Origin of the sequence: Microbacterium sp. SL75 (assembly GCF_026625865.1) — a bacterium.
Classification (GTDB): domain Bacteria; phylum Actinomycetota; class Actinomycetes; order Actinomycetales; family Microbacteriaceae; genus Microbacterium.
In genome coordinates, this window is record NZ_CP113067.1 from 1,670,125 (window position 1) to 1,685,332 (window position 15,208).

Annotated in this window: 12 protein-coding genes and 2 pseudogenes; 10 read left to right on the top strand and 4 right to left on the bottom strand. The window is 68.6% G+C overall.

Annotation, left to right across the window (positions count from 1 at the left end):
• Nucleotides 1-24 precede the first annotated feature (24 nt).
• The 5 genes and pseudogenes from OVA17_RS07750 (at nt 25) to lysS (ending at nt 5,293) form a co-directional block, all read left to right on the top strand.
• Entirely contained in the window at nt 25-543 is a 519-nt protein-coding gene (locus tag OVA17_RS07750) for a PH domain-containing protein (RefSeq protein WP_267789368.1), read from the top strand.
• Nucleotides 540-2,123 carry a PH domain-containing protein gene (locus OVA17_RS07755; RefSeq protein WP_267789295.1) on the top strand — a complete coding sequence of 528 codons (1,584 nt, stop codon included), beginning with the start codon at nt 540-542 and terminating at the stop codon, nt 2,121-2,123. Before OVA17_RS07750 ends, OVA17_RS07755 begins: the two co-directional genes overlap by 4 nt.
• The gene (locus tag OVA17_RS07760) at nt 2,120-2,842 is read left to right on the top strand and encodes a DUF2520 domain-containing protein (protein ID WP_267789296.1); all 723 of its coding nucleotides are present in this window, start codon (nt 2,120-2,122) and stop codon (nt 2,840-2,842) included. Before OVA17_RS07755 ends, OVA17_RS07760 begins: the two co-directional genes overlap by 4 nt.
• Nucleotides 2,839-3,693 carry a pantoate--beta-alanine ligase gene (gene panC / locus OVA17_RS07765; protein WP_267789297.1) on the top strand — a complete coding sequence of 285 codons (855 nt, stop codon included), beginning with the start codon at nt 2,839-2,841 and terminating at the stop codon, nt 3,691-3,693. Before OVA17_RS07760 ends, panC begins: the two co-directional genes overlap by 4 nt.
• Nucleotides 3,694-3,771: 78 nt before the next feature.
• A pseudogene (gene lysS, locus OVA17_RS07770) lies at nt 3,772-5,293 on the top strand (lysine--tRNA ligase).
• On the opposite strand, the gene OVA17_RS07775 reads toward lysS, so the two are convergent.
• A complete protein-coding gene (locus OVA17_RS07775) occupies nt 5,244-6,407 on the bottom strand; it encodes a DUF4192 family protein (protein ID WP_267789298.1) in 1,164 nt (387 codons plus the stop codon). The pseudogene lysS and the gene OVA17_RS07775 overlap by 50 nt on opposite strands.
• 134 nt (nt 6,408-6,541) lie before the next feature.
• Between OVA17_RS07775 and OVA17_RS07780 the strand changes: the two genes are divergently transcribed.
• From OVA17_RS07780 to OVA17_RS07790, 3 genes are all read left to right on the top strand, one after another.
• Nucleotides 6,542-6,739, top strand: a complete 198-nt coding sequence (locus OVA17_RS07780; protein WP_103206864.1) for a hypothetical protein — start codon at nt 6,542-6,544, stop codon at nt 6,737-6,739.
• Between the two features lie 64 nt (nt 6,740-6,803).
• On the top strand, nt 6,804-8,270 hold the full coding sequence (cls, locus tag OVA17_RS07785; protein WP_267789299.1) for a cardiolipin synthase: 1,467 nt from the start codon (nt 6,804-6,806) through the stop codon (nt 8,268-8,270).
• Nucleotides 8,271-8,359: 89 nt separating this feature from the next.
• Nucleotides 8,360-9,076 (top strand): hypothetical protein, encoded by a 717-nt coding sequence (locus OVA17_RS07790; RefSeq protein ID WP_267789300.1) that lies wholly within the window; start codon nt 8,360-8,362, stop codon nt 9,074-9,076.
• Nucleotides 9,077-9,090: 14 nt separating this feature from the next.
• Here the strand turns inward: OVA17_RS07790 and OVA17_RS07795 are convergent, their stop codons facing one another.
• A complete protein-coding gene (locus OVA17_RS07795; protein ID WP_267789301.1) occupies nt 9,091-9,324 on the bottom strand; it encodes a helix-turn-helix domain-containing protein in 234 nt (77 codons plus the stop codon).
• The gene (locus tag OVA17_RS07800; protein WP_267789302.1) at nt 9,321-9,947 is read right to left on the bottom strand and encodes a hypothetical protein; all 627 of its coding nucleotides are present in this window, start codon (nt 9,945-9,947) and stop codon (nt 9,321-9,323) included. The genes OVA17_RS07795 and OVA17_RS07800 overlap by 4 nt, the downstream gene beginning before the upstream one ends.
• Before the next feature lie 190 nt (nt 9,948-10,137).
• On the opposite strand from OVA17_RS07800, the gene OVA17_RS07805 reads away from it, so the two are divergent.
• Nucleotides 10,138-12,663, top strand: coding sequence for an ATP-dependent Clp protease ATP-binding subunit (locus tag OVA17_RS07805; RefSeq protein WP_103206859.1), 2,526 nt, complete (start codon nt 10,138-10,140; stop codon nt 12,661-12,663).
• A 69-nt stretch (nt 12,664-12,732) separates the two neighbouring features.
• Here OVA17_RS07805 and poxB read toward each other — a convergent pair.
• Nucleotides 12,733-14,456, bottom strand: a pseudogene (poxB, locus tag OVA17_RS07810) (ubiquinone-dependent pyruvate dehydrogenase).
• Between the two features lie 204 nt (nt 14,457-14,660).
• Between poxB and OVA17_RS07815 the strand changes: the two are divergent.
• The gene (locus OVA17_RS07815; protein WP_210072421.1) at nt 14,661-15,170 is read left to right on the top strand and encodes an amino-acid N-acetyltransferase; all 510 of its coding nucleotides are present in this window, start codon (nt 14,661-14,663) and stop codon (nt 15,168-15,170) included.
• Nucleotides 15,171-15,208: the final 38 nt, after the last annotated feature.

Consider the following 15,208-nt stretch of genomic DNA (forward strand, 5'->3'; position numbering starts at 1 on the left):
GCGGCCGACGAGGCCGTCCTCGGCGTGGGCACGTACGATCGCATCCTCGAACCGCGCTCGGAGCGTCGCCTGCCCCTCGGAGAGGGCACGTGGCATCAGCTGGCCCGCGCGTACGTGCGGGTGCAGCTGATCTCGCAGGGGGCGGTGTTCGTCCTGGTGCTGGCTGCCGCCGTCGTCGTGCAGGCGCTCACGGGGTTCGTGTGGCAGTGGATTCCGGCGGGAGTGGTTCTGCTCGTCACCGTCATCGGGTTCGTCATCACGCCGCGTCAGGCGCGCTCCTTCGGCTATCAACTGCGTCGCGACGACCTCGTGTTCCGTCGAGGAATCCTGTGGCAGCGGGTGGTGGCGGTGCCGTACGGCCGCATGCAGCTCGTCGACATCACCCACGGCCCCCTCGACCGGGGCTTCGGCATCGCCCAGCTGAAGCTCGTCACCGCTGCGGCGTCAACGGGCGTGACCATCCCCGGGCTCACCCAGGAGGCGGCCGAACAGCTGCGCGACACGCTCGTGGCCGTCGCCGAGACCCGCCGGACCGGGCTGTGACCGATCCGGACACGGCGGGCTCGCCCCCGGAGTCGCAGCCTCGGCAACGGACGATCGTCCGGTCGCCGTACAGCGACGGGGAGTGGCATCGGCTCCACCCTCTGACGCCGTTGTTGCGCGGTGGGCTCACCCTTCTTGTGCTCGTGGGCGTCATCGTGGCGAACCTGCGGGAGCGTCTCGTCGAGTGGATCTTCCCGGTCTTCACCGATCTGCCCCCGGGGGAGCTTCCCCCCGACCCGGTCGATTTCCTCCTCGCGAACAATCTGATCCTCATCGCGGCGGCTGCGGCTCTCGTCGTGCTCATCGTGCTGCTGGTGCTGTTCCGGCTGTCCTGGCGGTTCCACACCCTGCGCATCGGCGAGGACGACGTCGAGGTGCGCTCGGGCGTGCTGTTCCGCACACACCGGCGCGCTCCGCTGGACCGCGTGCAGGGAGTCAACCTGACGCGTCCGATGGTCGCCCGTCTCCTGGGGCTCGCGAAGCTCGAGGTGGTCGGCGCAGGCCTCGATGCCAACGTCAAGCTGGAGTACCTCTCGGGCAAGGATGCCGAGGCCATCCGCGGCGACATCCTCCGCCTCGCGTCGGGGCGGCGTCTCGCCGAAGCGCGAGCAGAACCCGGTGGACGCTCGTCCCTCGCTCGGCAGGCGGCCGAGGCCGTGGGATCTGGCCTGCAGGGGATCGTCGACGGGGAGGACCTCTCCGACGCCGAGCCGGAGAGCATCGTGCGTATTCCGTTCGGCCGGCTCGTGGCATCCCGTGTTCTCAGTGGATCGAGCCTCATCCTCATCGCCTTCGTCGTCGGGATCGTCGTGGCCGCGTCGGTGTCGACGCTGTGGCTGCTGTTCACGATCGTTCCGATGTTCCTTGCCTTCGGCGCGTACTACGTGCGGTCGATCGCCCAGGGGCTGCGGTACTCCATCGCCCCGACCCCCGACGGCGTCCGCGTGACGTTCGGTCTGTTCACGACGGTCTCGGAGGTCGTGCCGCCCGGCCGCGTGCACGCGATCGAGGTGCGACAGCCCCTGATGTGGCGTCCGTTCGGATGGTGGGCGATCTCGGTGAACCGCCTCTCGGGGCGGGCCTCGACCGACACGAGCAACGATCAGCTGGCGGCGGTGCTCCCGATCGGAACGCGCGCCGATGTCGAGCGCGTCCTGCGGATCCTCGCCCCCGGCCTGTCGGCCGACGAATGGACACTCGTGTTCCGTGACGGCATCCTGGGTCCGGTGGATGACGACCCGTACGTGACGACCCCGAGACGCGCTCGGTGGCTGCGCCCGCTGTCCTGGCGCCGCAACGGAGCGCTGCTGACCACCGACGCGTTGCTGATGCGTCGCGGGTGGGTGTGGCGTTCGCTGAGCATCGTCCCCCTCGCTCGACTGCAGTCGATCGGTTTGCACCAGGGGCCGCTCGCCCGCGCCACGGGCACAGCCACCCTCATCGCCCACGTGATCGCCGGCACCGTGCAGACGTCGGTCGGTGTTCTCGACCGCGACGACGCCCTGGGGCTGTTCGAGCGGACGGCTCGAGCCGGCGTCGATGCGGCGGCGATCGACCGCACCCACCGGTGGGCCGGATGAGCCGCGGTCGTGATGGACGCCTCGGCGTCGGGGTGATCGGGGCCGGACGCGTCGGGCCGGTCATCGCGGCGGCATTGGCGGGAGCGGGCCACGCCCTGACGGGGATCACGTCGGGCTCCGACGACGACCGTGTCGAGGCGATCCTGCCGGGACTCCCGGTGCTCACGGCCGACGAGGTCGTGCGACGCAGCGAGCTCGTGGTCGTGGCGGTGCCGCACGACCAGCTTCCGGGTCTAGTGTCGGGTCTCGCCGAGGTCGGCGCCTGGCAGCCCGGCCAGCTGGTCCTGCACACGGACGCCGCGTACGGGTCGCGGGTGCTGGATCCCGCCGCCCGTAGCGGTGCGATTCCGCTGGCCATCCATCCCGCCATGGTCTTCACGGGAGTGTCGTCGATCGATCTGCGCCAACTCGCCCAGTCGTATGCCGCCGTCACGGCCCCCGCTCCGGTGCTGCCGATCGCGCAAGCGCTCGCGGTCGAGCTCGGGTGCGAACCGGTCGTGGTCGCCGAGGACGATCGGGCGACGTACGCCGAGGCCATCGCGACGGCGACGGAGTTCTCGCGTTCGATCGTGCGCCAGTCGTCGGCGCTCTTGGATCGCATCGGGGTCGAGAATCCCGGCGCGTACCTGTCTGCGCTCGTCCGATCGAGCGTCGACCAGGCTCTGGTCGAGGGCGGGCGCCGCGACGACCTCGACGGCACCGCTACGATCGACGGATGATCCGCACCCTCGAGGATCTGCGCACCCGACTCGGACAGATCCGAGGCGCAGATCGATCGGACGCCGGCCCGAGCGTCGCCCTGGTATCGACCCTCGGTGCTCTGCACGACGGTCACGTCGACCTGATCCGCGAAGCCCGCGACCTCGCCGACGTGGTCGTGGTGTCGACCTTCGTCAATCCTCTGCGCTTCCGCACGGCCGACGACACGGCGGCTTATCCCCGCTCGCCGGAATCCGACGCGCGGGTTCTCGCCGACCTGGGCGTGGATGTCGTCTTCGCTCCCACGATCGAGGTGTTCCTCCCGGCGGGGACGGCCACGACGCGCGTCTCGGCGGGCGATATCGGCCTGCGTTACGAGGGTCGCGTGCGCCCGTTCTACTTCGACGGGGTCCTCACCGTCGAAGCGAAGCTCTTCCACCTCGTGCGCCCCGACGTCGCGGTGTACGGCGAGCGCGACCTGCAGCGCATCTTCCTCGTGCGTCGGATGGTGCGCGATCTCGACTTCTCGATCGACATCGCGACGGTGCCGACCGTGCGCACCGACGACGGCCTGCCCGTGTCGAGCCGTGTGGCGCTGCTCGATGCGGCCGATCGGCGCGCGGCCGCGGCTCTTCCGCGCGCCCTCGAGGCGGCGGCATCGAACTCCGATCTCGGGGTCGATGCGTGCATCGCGGCGGCTCAGTCGTCGCTGATGGGCGAGCAACGCATCACCCTGGAATACCTGAGCGTGGTCGATCCCGAGACGTTCCTGCCCGTGGACGACGGGCACCGCGGTCGAGCGTTCGCCCTCATCGCCGCCACCGTGGGCGGCCACCGATTCATCGACAACGCCGAGATCTCGCTGCGCTGACGGCGGTCGCCCCGGCCGCGACTCCGGGGCGGTCGGGGACGACGAATAGACTGGGGGCGACCCCGAGGAGCCTTCCTGATGACCGACGCGCCCGCGAACGACGCTGCCGAACCGACCGAAGACGAGGTCTTCGAACAGAAGGCGGTGCGCCTGGCCAAGCGCGAGCGCCTGCTCGCGGAACGTGTCGACGCCGCGGGCGGTCCGTATCCGGTCGTCGTCCCCGTCACCACGACGATCCCCGAGCTGCGCGCGCGTTTCGGCGATCTCGAAGCCGGCGCCGAGACGGGCGAGACGGCCGGGGTCGCCGGCCGCGTGGTGTTCAGCCGTAACACGGGCAAGCTCTGCTTCGCGTCTTTGCAGTCCGGCGACGGCAGCCGCATCCAGGCCATGATCTCGCTCGCGAGCGTGGGGGAGGAGTCGCTCCAGGCGTGGAAGGAGCTCGTCGATCTCGGCGACCACGTCTTCGTCTCGGGTGAGGTCATCTCGAGCCGCCGGGGCGAGCTGTCGATCATGGTCGCCGAGTGGACGATCGCCGCCAAGGCCGTGCTGCCCCTGCCGAACCTCCACACGGAGCTCAGCGAGGAGAGCCGCGTTCGCAGCCGCTTCCTCGACCTGATCGTGCGCGACCGCGCCCGTGAGACGGTCCTGGCCCGTGCCAAGGTGAACGCGAGCCTGCGTCGCACCTTCACCGAGCGCGACTTCGTCGAGGTCGAGACCCCGATGCTGCAGGTGCAGCACGGCGGTGCGAGCGCCCGTCCGTTCACGACGCACTCGAACGCCTTCGACACCGAGCTGTTCTTGCGCATCGCGCCCGAGCTCTACCTCAAGCGCGCCGTCGTGGGCGGCATCGACCGGGTCTACGAGATCAACCGCAACTTCCGCAACGAAGGTGCCGACACGACGCACAGCCCCGAGTTCGCGATGCTCGAGGCGTACCAGGCCTACACCGACTACAACGGCATCGCCGACCTGACCCAGACCCTGATCCAGGACGCCGCCGTCGCCGTGGCGGGGTCGACCACCGTCACGTGGGCAGACGGCACCGAGTACGACCTGGGCGGCGAGTGGGACCGCATCTCGATGTACGAATCGCTGTCGGCGGCGTCCGGTCGTGAGATCACCCCCGAGACCTCGCTCGACGAGCTGCGCGCACTCGGCGGCGAGGCCGGCGTCGACACCCCGCCCCAGGACACCCACGGCAAGTGGGTCGAAGAGCTGTGGGAGCACTTCGTGAAGGGCGGCCTGACACGGCCGACCTTCGTCATGGACTTCCCCGTCGACACCAGCCCCCTCGTGCGCGAGCACCGCTCGATCGCGGGCGTCGTCGAGAAATGGGATCTCTACGTGCGCGGCTTCGAGCTCGCGACCGGGTACTCCGAGTCTCGTCGACCCCGTGATCCAGCGTCACCGCTTCACCGAGCAGGCGAAGCTGGCCGCTCGGGGCGACGTCGAAGCGATGCCCATCGACGAAGAGTTCTTGCGTGCCCTCGAGCACGGTATGCCCCCCACCGGCGGCATGGGCATGGGAATCGACCGTCTGCTCATGGCGATCACCGGGTTGGGAATCCGGGAGACGATCCTGTTCCCGCTGGTGAAGTAGGGCGCTCGAAGACCCACTCCGGGAGGCGCCCGGCGTCGATGATGTCGAGCATGATCGCGCTCAGACCGTGGTCCGCGTCGATCTCGAGTGCCGTCTCGGCGTAGGTGGCGGCGTGGGAGCCTCTTCCCCGCGCCCATGCGAGCCAGGCACACGCCGACAGGGCACCCGTGCGACGCTCCTGGGGGAGGGCTGCGGCCACGAACCGGCAGAGCTCGAGGGCGCGGCGAAGACGATCGGGGTCGGGGTGAGCTCCCTCTCCCCACATCGGCCGAGCGAGGTCGTCGGGGAACGGCTTCCCGCGGTGGAACGCCGTTTGCGCGTGGAGAACGGCGTCACCCGTGGCGAGGTCGGCCGCCCACTGCATGAGCGCCACGTCGCGCAGCGAAGGGCGGGCGAGGCAGAAGGCGACCGCGGCGAGCTGTGCGGCGTCGAGGTCGGAGGGTGCGCAGGCCAGAGCGTCCTCGAGAAGCACAGGTGGATCCGCGATGAACGCTGCGGCCGGGTCGGCTGTGGCGGCACGTTTCAACAGGGGGAGCGCTCGCCGCTCGTGCGCGCCGCCGAGTACGCGCTCGATCTTCCGCAGCACGGCGAGCATGCTGCGGGAGACGGCGGGATCGACCTGCGGGAGACCCGCCGCGGCGAACTGGTCGTCGTCGCACGGAAACTCGGGTTCGCCCAGCGGCGGCGCGGTGAGCTCGCTCAGCGGGTGTGGCACCGCTGACGAGGGCGACAGGTAGCTCTTCCAGCCGTCCGCGCCGACGACGAGGGCGTCGATGACACGGAGCCCGCAGATGTCGGCCCGGGCGATGGCTGCATCGACGAGCGCGCGGTGCGGCAGGTCCGCGAGGTCGGCGAGCGCGCCGTCGGCGTAGACGACGATCGCCACGGCATCGGTTCGCGCGACCTTGCACGCCATGCCGATGACCGTCGAGGCGATGCTCTCATCCGAGACGGACCGGTCGGTCGGGGGGAGATCGACGCGCATCGCGCCGAGCGAGCGGGACTCGGCGAACGGCACGAGGACGAGGCTCTGGCGCGGGGTGCATTCGAGCAGGCGTGGGACGAGGGCGAGGAACGAGGCGGACGAAGTGACGGGGACGACGGCGGGTGTCATGCCTCGAGGGTGGCCAAAAGGGTCACCCTCCCGCCGTGAGGAATAGCTCGATCGTGGATGAATCCGCGCATCAGCGGCCTGGGGAGGAGTCCCCTGAGACCGCGCGCTCAGGCAGCGCGGGTATCCTCGAAGCCATGGACGAGACCTGGACTGCGATGCTGTGGGCGATCCTGCCGACCCTCGTGGTGTCGGTGGTCTTCTTCTTCATCCTCCGCAACGTCATCCGGATGGATCGCACCGAGCGCAAGGCCTATGCGCGCATCGAAGCGGAGGAGCGTGCCAAGCGCGGTCTTCCCCCCGTCGCGCGCACGGGCGAGGGGCCCGCGGCCTGACAACCCGGCGGCCCCTGTCGGAGGCCGTCGCTACGCTGGGTCCACAACCCGTGCAGGAGGACCCGTGCTCAACGCCACGTTCGACGCGAGCTGGCTCGTCATCACGCTCTTCGTCGTCGACCTGGTGGTGCGCATCGCCGCGATCATCATCGTTCCGCGCAACCGGCGGCCCACCGCCGCGATGGCCTGGCTGCTCGCGATCTACTTCATCCCCTTCGTGGGGGTCTTCCTCTTCCTGCTCATCGGCAACCCGCGGCTGCCGCGAAAGCGCCGTCGCAAGCAGGCGGCGATCAATGAGTACATCCACGACACGAGCGCTTCGCTCGAGTTCGGCACCCTCCGCCCCAACGCCCCCCAGTGGTTCCGCGCGCTCGTTCAGCTCAACCGCAATCTGGGGGCCATGCCGATCGCAGGAGACAACGCCGCCACCCTGATCGCCGACTACCAGCAGAGCCTGGATGCCATGGCCGAGGCCATCCGGCAGGCGCAGCGTTACGTGCACGTCGAGTTCTACATCCTGCAGACCGACGACTCGACCGACAACTTCTTCCGCGCCCTCGAAGAGGCCGCGCAGCGCGGCGTCGTCGTGCGCGTCCTGCTGGATCACTGGGCGAACCGCGGCAAGCCGTTCTACCGGCAGACGCTTCGACGCCTCGATGCGATGGGCGCTCACTGGCACCTCATGCTGCCCGTCCAACCGCTGCGCGGCCGATATCAGCGTCCCGACCTGCGTAATCACCGCAAACTCCTCGTGATCGACGGCGATGTCGCCTACATGGGTTCGCAGAACGTCACCGACTCGTCGTACAACCTGCGAAAGAACATCCGCCGCGGTCTGCACTGGGTGGACCTGATGGTCCGCGTCGAGGGCCCCGTCGTCGCGAGCATCAACGCGGTGTTCCTCTCCGACTGGTACAGCGAGACCGACGAGACCCTCCGCGACGAGATCGATCTGTTCAGCGTGACGTCGGGCCCGGGCGATCTCGACTGTCAGGTCGTGCCCTCGGGCCCCGGATTCGATTTCCAGAACAACCTCAAGCTGTTCCTCGGCCTGCTGTTCGCCGCGAAAGAACGCATCATCATCGTCAGCCCCTACTTCGTCCCCGACGAAGCGCTGCTGCTCGCGATCACGACCGCGTGCCAGCGCGGCGTGCACGTCGAGCTCTTCGTCTCGGAAGAGGGCGATCAGGCGATGGTCTACCACGCCCAGCGCAGCTACTACGAGGCTCTGCTGCACGCGGGCGTCACGATCTGGATGTACCGCAAGCCCTACATCCTGCACAGCAAGAGCGTCACGATCGACGACGAGGTCGCCGTCATCGGTTCCAGCAACATGGACATGCGATCGTTCGGTCTGAATCTCGAGGTGTCGCTGCTCGTGCGCGGCGAGGAATTCGTCCGCGACATGCGCGACGTCGAGGACGCCTACCGCACCCTCAGCCGGCAGCTGACGATCGAGGAGTGGCGCCGCCAGCCGTTGCGCTCGACGATCCTCGACAACCTGGCCCGCCTCACCTCTGCCCTGCAGTGACGCGCCGCGGTGTTCGCCGCCGGCATCCAGGATTCTCCGACATCATGGGGCAGAACTCGCCCCCGGAGGTTCTCATGTCACGTCCCCGCTTGACCCTGATCGCAATGATCGGCGCCGGTTTCGTCGTCGCCGGTGCTCTCGCCGGATGCGCCACGGGCGCGTCATCGCCCTCGATGTCGGGGGGAGTGTCCCCCAGCCCGGATGCCACGAGCGCGACGCCGTCCGCCGAGATCGGGGCCGCGTGGGTCGACGGCGGCCGGTCGATCGCCGTGGTCACGAACGGAAGCTCCTCGTGCCCGCCGGTCGTCAGCGGCCAGCCGAGCGTCGCCGGAGCCGCGATCACGGTGCAGCTCGCCGGGTCTTCTCAGCAGGAGTGCACGCGCGACATGGCTCCGCGGGCCACGCTGGTCGCGCTGCCCGCGGGTGTCGACCCCGCCAAGGACCTCGCCGTCACCGTGACGGGTGCGGCGCAGGGCGAGGCGAACCTCGCGGGGCTTGCGACCACGCCCGCGGCCCCGAGCGAATTCTCGCCCTCCGCGGGCTGGGTGAACGACTCGCTGGTCGCGATCGTCACCTACGGCAGCTCCACGTGCGTCCCCTCCGTCGAGACGATCACCGCCGCCGGCGGCGATGTCGCCGTGCAGTTCGCGACGCCGCCGGCAGATCAGATCTGCACCATGGACATCGCACCGCGCGTGACGCTCGCCGACATCGGCCGCGAGGCCGGCTCGGGCGCGGTGTCGCTCGTGCTCTCCGGCGGTGGCGTCGATGTGAGCGCGCCCGTCCCCGTACTCGGCACGCGCTGACCGCGGCGGGGGCGTCAGCGCTCCACGACGAGGAGGTCGCCGACCTCGCACTCCAGCACGCGGCAGATCGCGGACAGCGTCGAGTAACGGATCGCGCGGGCACGGTCGTTCTTCAGCACCGACAGGTTGACCACCGACACCCCGACGAGCTCGCTGAGTCGCGTCAACGTCATGCCCCGCGCCTCGAGGAGTTCATCGAGGCGACAGTGGATGCCGGTGGGCCCGTCGTCCGTGGCGGCCGGGGTCATACGAGGCCTTCGGTGTCGCGCTGGAGGCGGTCGCCGACCGCGAAGACGGTGCCGGCGAGGGCGACGACGAAAGCGACGGCGAAGATCGTGAAGACGTCGACCGTTCCCACGACGGCACGGTCGTACGTGCCGTCTGACACTCGCGCGAGGGCGCCGTTGACGGACATGTTGTGGAAGAACGGCACGAGATACATCCCCGCGAGGGCGACGAGGCCCGCGGTGGTCACGAGCACGGTGTGCGCGCGCGAGAAGATGCGGCCGCGCAGGATGCCGAAGCACAGTACGAGCAGCAGGGCGACCACCGTCACCATCGCGACGGCGAACAGGACGTGGCTGATGACGAGCGCGGCGAGAGATGCGGGCTGCAGCGACGCCACCGTCACCGAGGCGGAGTCCAGCTGAACGGCCACCGGCGATCCGCCGGGACCGAGCGGGGCCTGTGCCTCGGTCGCGACGAACGGCGCGAGCAGTGTGATGTCGCGATTCGGCAGGACGCTCGCGAGGTCGATGATCGTCTGCACGACGGCGGACACGGCGATGGCGACACCGCCGATGAGGAAGAGGGTGAAGCCGATGGTGTCGCCGCGCGAGAGGATGCGCGGCTGTGTACGCGTGGGTGTCACGGAGACTCCTTATCGATGATCGTTATTATCGATGTTCGATAAGGTATCGACTGTCGATGGGTTTTGCAACCCCGACCGGCGAGGCGGTATGCCCACGGCGAACACGGGGCTCTGGCATCCGGCCGCTGGTTACTCTCGATGTACGGCGCGCGGAGGCGTGCCTGTCAGCCCATTTTTGGAGGGACTGAGGATGTTCGAAAGATTCACCGATCGTGCTCGTCGTGTGGTCGTGCTCGCCCAAGAAGAGGCGAAGATGTTGAACCACAACTACATCGGCACGGAGCACATCCTTCTGGGCCTCATCCACGAGGGTGAGGGTGTGGCTGCCAAGGCGCTGGAGTCGCTGGGCATCTCGCTCGATGCCGTCCGCGAGCAGGTGCAGGACATCATCGGCCAGGGTCAGCAGCAGCCGACCGGCCACATCCCCTTCACGCCCCGTGCGAAGAAGGTCCTCGAGCTGTCGTTGCGCGAAGCGCTCCAGCTCGGCCACAACTACATCGGAACCGAGCACATCCTGCTCGGTCTCATCCGCGAGGGTGAGGGCGTCGCCGCCCAGGTCCTCGTCAAGCTCGGTGCCGACCTGAACAAGGTGCGCCAGCAGGTCATCCAGTTGCTCTCGGGCTACCAGGGCAAGGAGCCCGCGGGCGTCGCCTCGGGTGCCGGCGAGCAGACCCAGGGCGCGGCCCAGGGCGGGTCGGCCGTGCTCGACCAGTTCGGACGCAACCTCACGCAGGCTGCACGCGACAACAAGCTCGACCCCGTCATCGGGCGCGAGAAAGAGATCGAGCGCGTGATGCAGATCCTGTCGCGCCGGTCGAAGAACAACCCCGTCCTCATCGGAGAGCCCGGCGTCGGCAAGACCGCCGTCGTCGAGGGACTCGCGCAGGCCATCGTCAAGGGCGATGTCCCCGAGACGCTGAAGGACAAGCAGGTCTACTCGCTCGACCTCGGCTCCCTCATCGCCGGGTCGCGCTACCGCGGCGACTTCGAAGAGCGCCTGAAGAAGGTCACGAAAGAGATCCGCACGCGCGGCGACATCATCGTCTTCATCGACGAGATCCACACCCTCGTGGGCGCGGGCGCCGCAGAGGGCGCGATCGACGCGGCATCCATCCTCAAGCCGCTCCTCGCGCGCGGTGAGCTCCAGACCATCGGTGCCACCACGCTCGACGAGTACCGCAAGCACTTCGAGAAGGACGCCGCTCTCGAGCGCCGCTTCCAGCCGATCCAGGTCGCCGAGCCGAGCCTGCCCCACGCGATCAACATCCTGAAGGGGCTGCGCGACCGCTACGAGGCGCACCACAAGGTGCAGATCACCGACGGCGCCATCGTCGCCGCGGCGAACCTGGCCGACCGCTACATCAGCGACCGGTTCCTCCCCGACAAGGCCATCGACCTGATCGACGAGGCCGGCGCCCGCCTTCGTCTGTCGATCCTGTCGAGCCCGCCGGAGCTGCGCGAGTTCGACGAGAAGATCGCCAAGGTCCGCGAGCAGAAGGAGCAGGCCTCCGAGGACCAGGACTTCGAGAAGGCCGCCGCGCTGCGCGACGAGGAGAAGTCGCTCCTCGCGGAGCGCCTGCGTCTCGAGAAGCAGTGGCGCTCGGGCGACGTCGCCTCCCACGCGGTGGTCGACGAGGGCCTGATCGCCGAGGTCCTCGCGCAGGCGACCGGCATCCCGGTGTTCAAGCTCACCGAAGAAGAGTCCAGCCGCCTCATGTTCATGGAGAAGGCGCTGCACCAGCGCGTCATCGGCCAGGAAGAGGCGATCGCGGCCCTCTCGCGCACGATCCGTCGTCAGCGTGCGGGTCTCAAGGACCCGAAGCGCCCCTCGGGCTCGTTCATCTTCGCCGGCCCCACCGGTGTCGGAAAGACCGAGCTCGCCAAGGCACTCGCCGAGTTCCTGTTCGACGACGAGGGCGCGTTGATTTCCCTCGACATGTCGGAGTTCGGCGAGAAGCACACGGTCTCGCGTCTGTTCGGTGCCCCTCCCGGGTTCGTCGGCTTCGAAGAGGGCGGCCAGCTCACCGAGAAGGTGCGTCGCAAGCCCTTCTCGGTCGTGCTCTTCGACGAGATCGAGAAGGCCCACCCGGACATCTTCAACTCGCTCCTGCAGATCCTCGAAGAGGGTCGTCTGACCGATGGTCAGGGTCGCGTCATCGACTTCAAGAACACCGTGATCATCATGACGACGAACCTCGGTTCGTCGGCGATCGCCGGTGGCCCGGTCGGCTTCCAGGTCGAGGGCAGCGCGCAGACCTCGTACGAGCGGATGAAGGGCAAGGTCGACGAGGAGCTCAAGCGTCACTTCAAGCCCGAGTTCCTCAACCGTGTCGACGATGTCATCGTCTTCCCGCAGCTGAACAAGGACGAGCTCCGCCAGATCGTCGGCCTGTTCGTGAAGCGCCTCGCCGACCGGCTGCTCGATCGCGACATGACCGTCGAGCTGTCGGACGACGCGAAGGACAAGCTCATCGAGATCGGTTTCGACCCGACCCTCGGAGCTCGCCCCCTGCGCCGCGCCATGCAGCGCGAGGTCGAGGACCGGCTCAGTGAGAAGATCCTGCACGGCGAGCTCGAGTCGGGCGACCACGTGAAGGTCGGCGTCGAGAACGGTCAGTTCTCGTTCGAGACCAGCCCGCGCGGCGAGAAGGTCGCGATCGGCGTCGGAACGGCGGGAGAGATCGCCGCCACCCCCGACACCCTCGCGGGCAGCTGATCGCGTAGAACAAGAAGGGGCCCGGATGCCATGGCATCCGGGCCCCTTGTCGTCGTGTGCCGCGGCTGGTCAGAACAGCTGGCGCGCGTTCGTCGCGGCGAGGTCGATCAGCTCGTCGCCGCGACCGGAGAGGACCGTTCGGATCGCGTACAGCGTGAAGCCCTTGGCCTGTTCGAGCGTCACGGACGGGGGCATCGACAGTTCCTGGCGAGCCGTCTTCACCGACACGAGCGCCGGGCCGGGGTGCGCGAGGGCCGCGGCGAGCGAGGTCTAGAGGTCGGCGGACTCGTCGACGCGGAACGACGTGATGCCGATGGCTTCGGCGACGGCCGCGAAGTCGGGGTTACGCAGGTCGGTGCCGTAGTTGACGAACCCGGCCGCCTTCATCTCCAGCTCGACGAAATTGAGCGAGGAGTTGTCGAAGACGACGATCTTCACGGGAAGGTCGTTCTGGACGATCGTGATCAGCTCGCCGAGCAGCATCGCCAGCCCGCCGTCGCCCGCGAGAGCGACGATCTGGCGGTCGGGGAAGGCGGCTTGCGCGCCGATCGCGTGGGAGACGGCGTTCGCCATCGTGCCGTGCGCGAACGATCCGATCAGACGGCGCTCCTTCGTCATCGTGAGATAGCGCGCCGCCCACACCACGGGAGATCCCACATCGGGGATGAAGACCGCGTCATCGGCGGCGAGACGGTCGAGCGTGCGCGCGACGAACTGCGGGTGCAGCGGCTTGCCGGAGGCTGCGGGGACCGCGAGGTCGTCGAGCTTCGCGCGCGTGGTCCGGTAGTGGGAACGGGCGTCGTCGGCGTGCCGCGTCGATCGCCCCTCGGCCAGCAGCGGGAGGAGCGCGCGGGCGGTGTCGCGCACCGTGCCGACGAGTCCGATGTCGACGGGATGCCGGCGTCCGAGCTGTTCTCCTCGGACGTCGACCTGGATGTGCGTCGCGCGACTCGGGTAGAACTGCTGGTACGGGAAGTCCGTGCCCAGCATCAGGACGACATCGGCATCTTCCATCGCCCGGTACCCCGACGAGAAGCCGAGAAGCCCGGTCATCCCCACGTCGAACGGGTTGTCCCACTCGATGTGCTCCTTGCCGCGCAGCGCGTGCACGATCGGTGCCTGCAGGCGGCGTGCCAGGTCGACGACCTCGTCGTGGGCGTCGGCGACACCGGCTCCGGCGAGAATCGTCACCTTCTCGGCGGCGTTCAAGACATCGGCGGTGCGGCGCAGTTCGTCGTCGGACGGAAGGATGCGCGGAGTCGCGCGCGACACGGTCGCCACGCGGTCGTTCTTCGCTTTGGCGAGCAGCACGTCGCCCGGGATGACGAGCACGGCGACACCGCGCTTCTCGATCGCCTCTCGCATGGCGATCTCGAGCAGTCTCGGCATCTGCACCGGGTCGGCGACGTATTCGACGTAGACCGAGCACTCGCGGAAGAGTTCCTGCGGGTGCGTCTCTTGGAAGTAGGTCGATCCGATCTCCGCGGTGGGATGTGCGCGGCGATCGCGAGGACCGGTACGCGCGAGCGGTTGGCGTCGTAGAGACCGTTGATGAGGTGCAGGTTGCCCGGCCCGCAGCTTCCCGCGCAGACGGTGAGCTCCCCCGTCAGCTCCGCCTCGGCCGAGGCGGCGAAGGCCGCTGCCTCTTCGTGCCGCACGTGCATCCAGCGGATTTCGCCATCTCGACGGATCGCGTCGGTGAAGCCGTTCAGGGAATCGCCGGGCAGGCCGTAGATGCGCTGCACGCCGTGATGGCGGAGGGCGGAGACGATGTTCTCGGCAACGGTAGGCACGAGGCAGTCCTTTCATCGAAGAAGGGGACGAATCGCGCTACCGCTCGTGACGATCGCGCGTCACCATCGCCAACGCTACTCCCGTCGTCGAGGCTTTCCCCTGCCTCGCCTCTGAGCGGGCTATGCGTCGAACACACAGCTTCGCACTCGGCGTGGACGCCGCTTCTTCGCGGACCGCCGACCCGACCGGCGTACCCTGGGACCATGACCTCATCCGCGCCGTTCGTCGTCCGCCCCGCCGGAACCGCCGACGTCCGACGCATCCACGAGCTCCTCGAGCCGTTCGTGCAGAAGCGCATCCTGCTGGGCAAAGACCTGGTCGTGCTCTACGGCTCCGTGCAGCAGTTCGTCGTCGCAGAGGCGGACGGCGTGGTCATCGGGTGCGGCGCTCTGCACGTGATGTGGGAGGACCTCGCCGAGATCCGCACGCTCATCGTCCACGACGACTGGCTGCACCATGGCGTGGGTCGCGCCATCGTCGAGACTCTCGAGGACCGCGCGCGCGAGCTCGGCGTCTCGCGACTGTTCTGCCTCACATTCGAGGTCGACTTCTTCACCCGTCGCGGTTTCGCCGAGATCGGCGAGCAGGTCGTGGACCCCGACGTGTACTCGCAGCTGGTGCGCAGCCCCGACGAGGGTGTCGCGGAGTTCCTCGACCTCGCGCACGTGAAGCCGAACACTCTGGGCAACACCCGGATGCTGAAGCAGCTGTGAGCCTGCGCTCCTGAGCGTGCCGTGGCGTGAGCGCACAG

Bases quoted from the DNA above. Each gene is read 5' to 3' on its own strand.
- OVA17_RS07760 (WP_267789296.1), top strand. From the start codon at position 2,120: ATGAGCCGCGGTCGTGATGGACGCCTCGGCGTCGGGGTGATCGGGGCC.
- panC (WP_267789297.1), top strand. From the start codon at position 2,839: ATGATCCGCACCCTCGAGGATCTGCGCACCCGACTCGGACAGATCCGA.
- OVA17_RS07775 (WP_267789298.1), bottom strand. From the start codon at position 6,407: ATGACACCCGCCGTCGTCCCCGTCACTTCGTCCGCCTCGTTCCTCGCC.
- OVA17_RS07780 (WP_103206864.1), top strand. From the start codon at position 6,542: ATGGACGAGACCTGGACTGCGATGCTGTGGGCGATCCTGCCGACCCTC.
- OVA17_RS07795 (WP_267789301.1), bottom strand. From the start codon at position 9,324: ATGACCCCGGCCGCCACGGACGACGGGCCCACCGGCATCCACTGTCGC.
- OVA17_RS07805 (WP_103206859.1), top strand. From the start codon at position 10,138: ATGTTCGAAAGATTCACCGATCGTGCTCGTCGTGTGGTCGTGCTCGCC.
- OVA17_RS07815 (WP_210072421.1), top strand. From the start codon at position 14,661: ATGACCTCATCCGCGCCGTTCGTCGTCCGCCCCGCCGGAACCGCCGAC.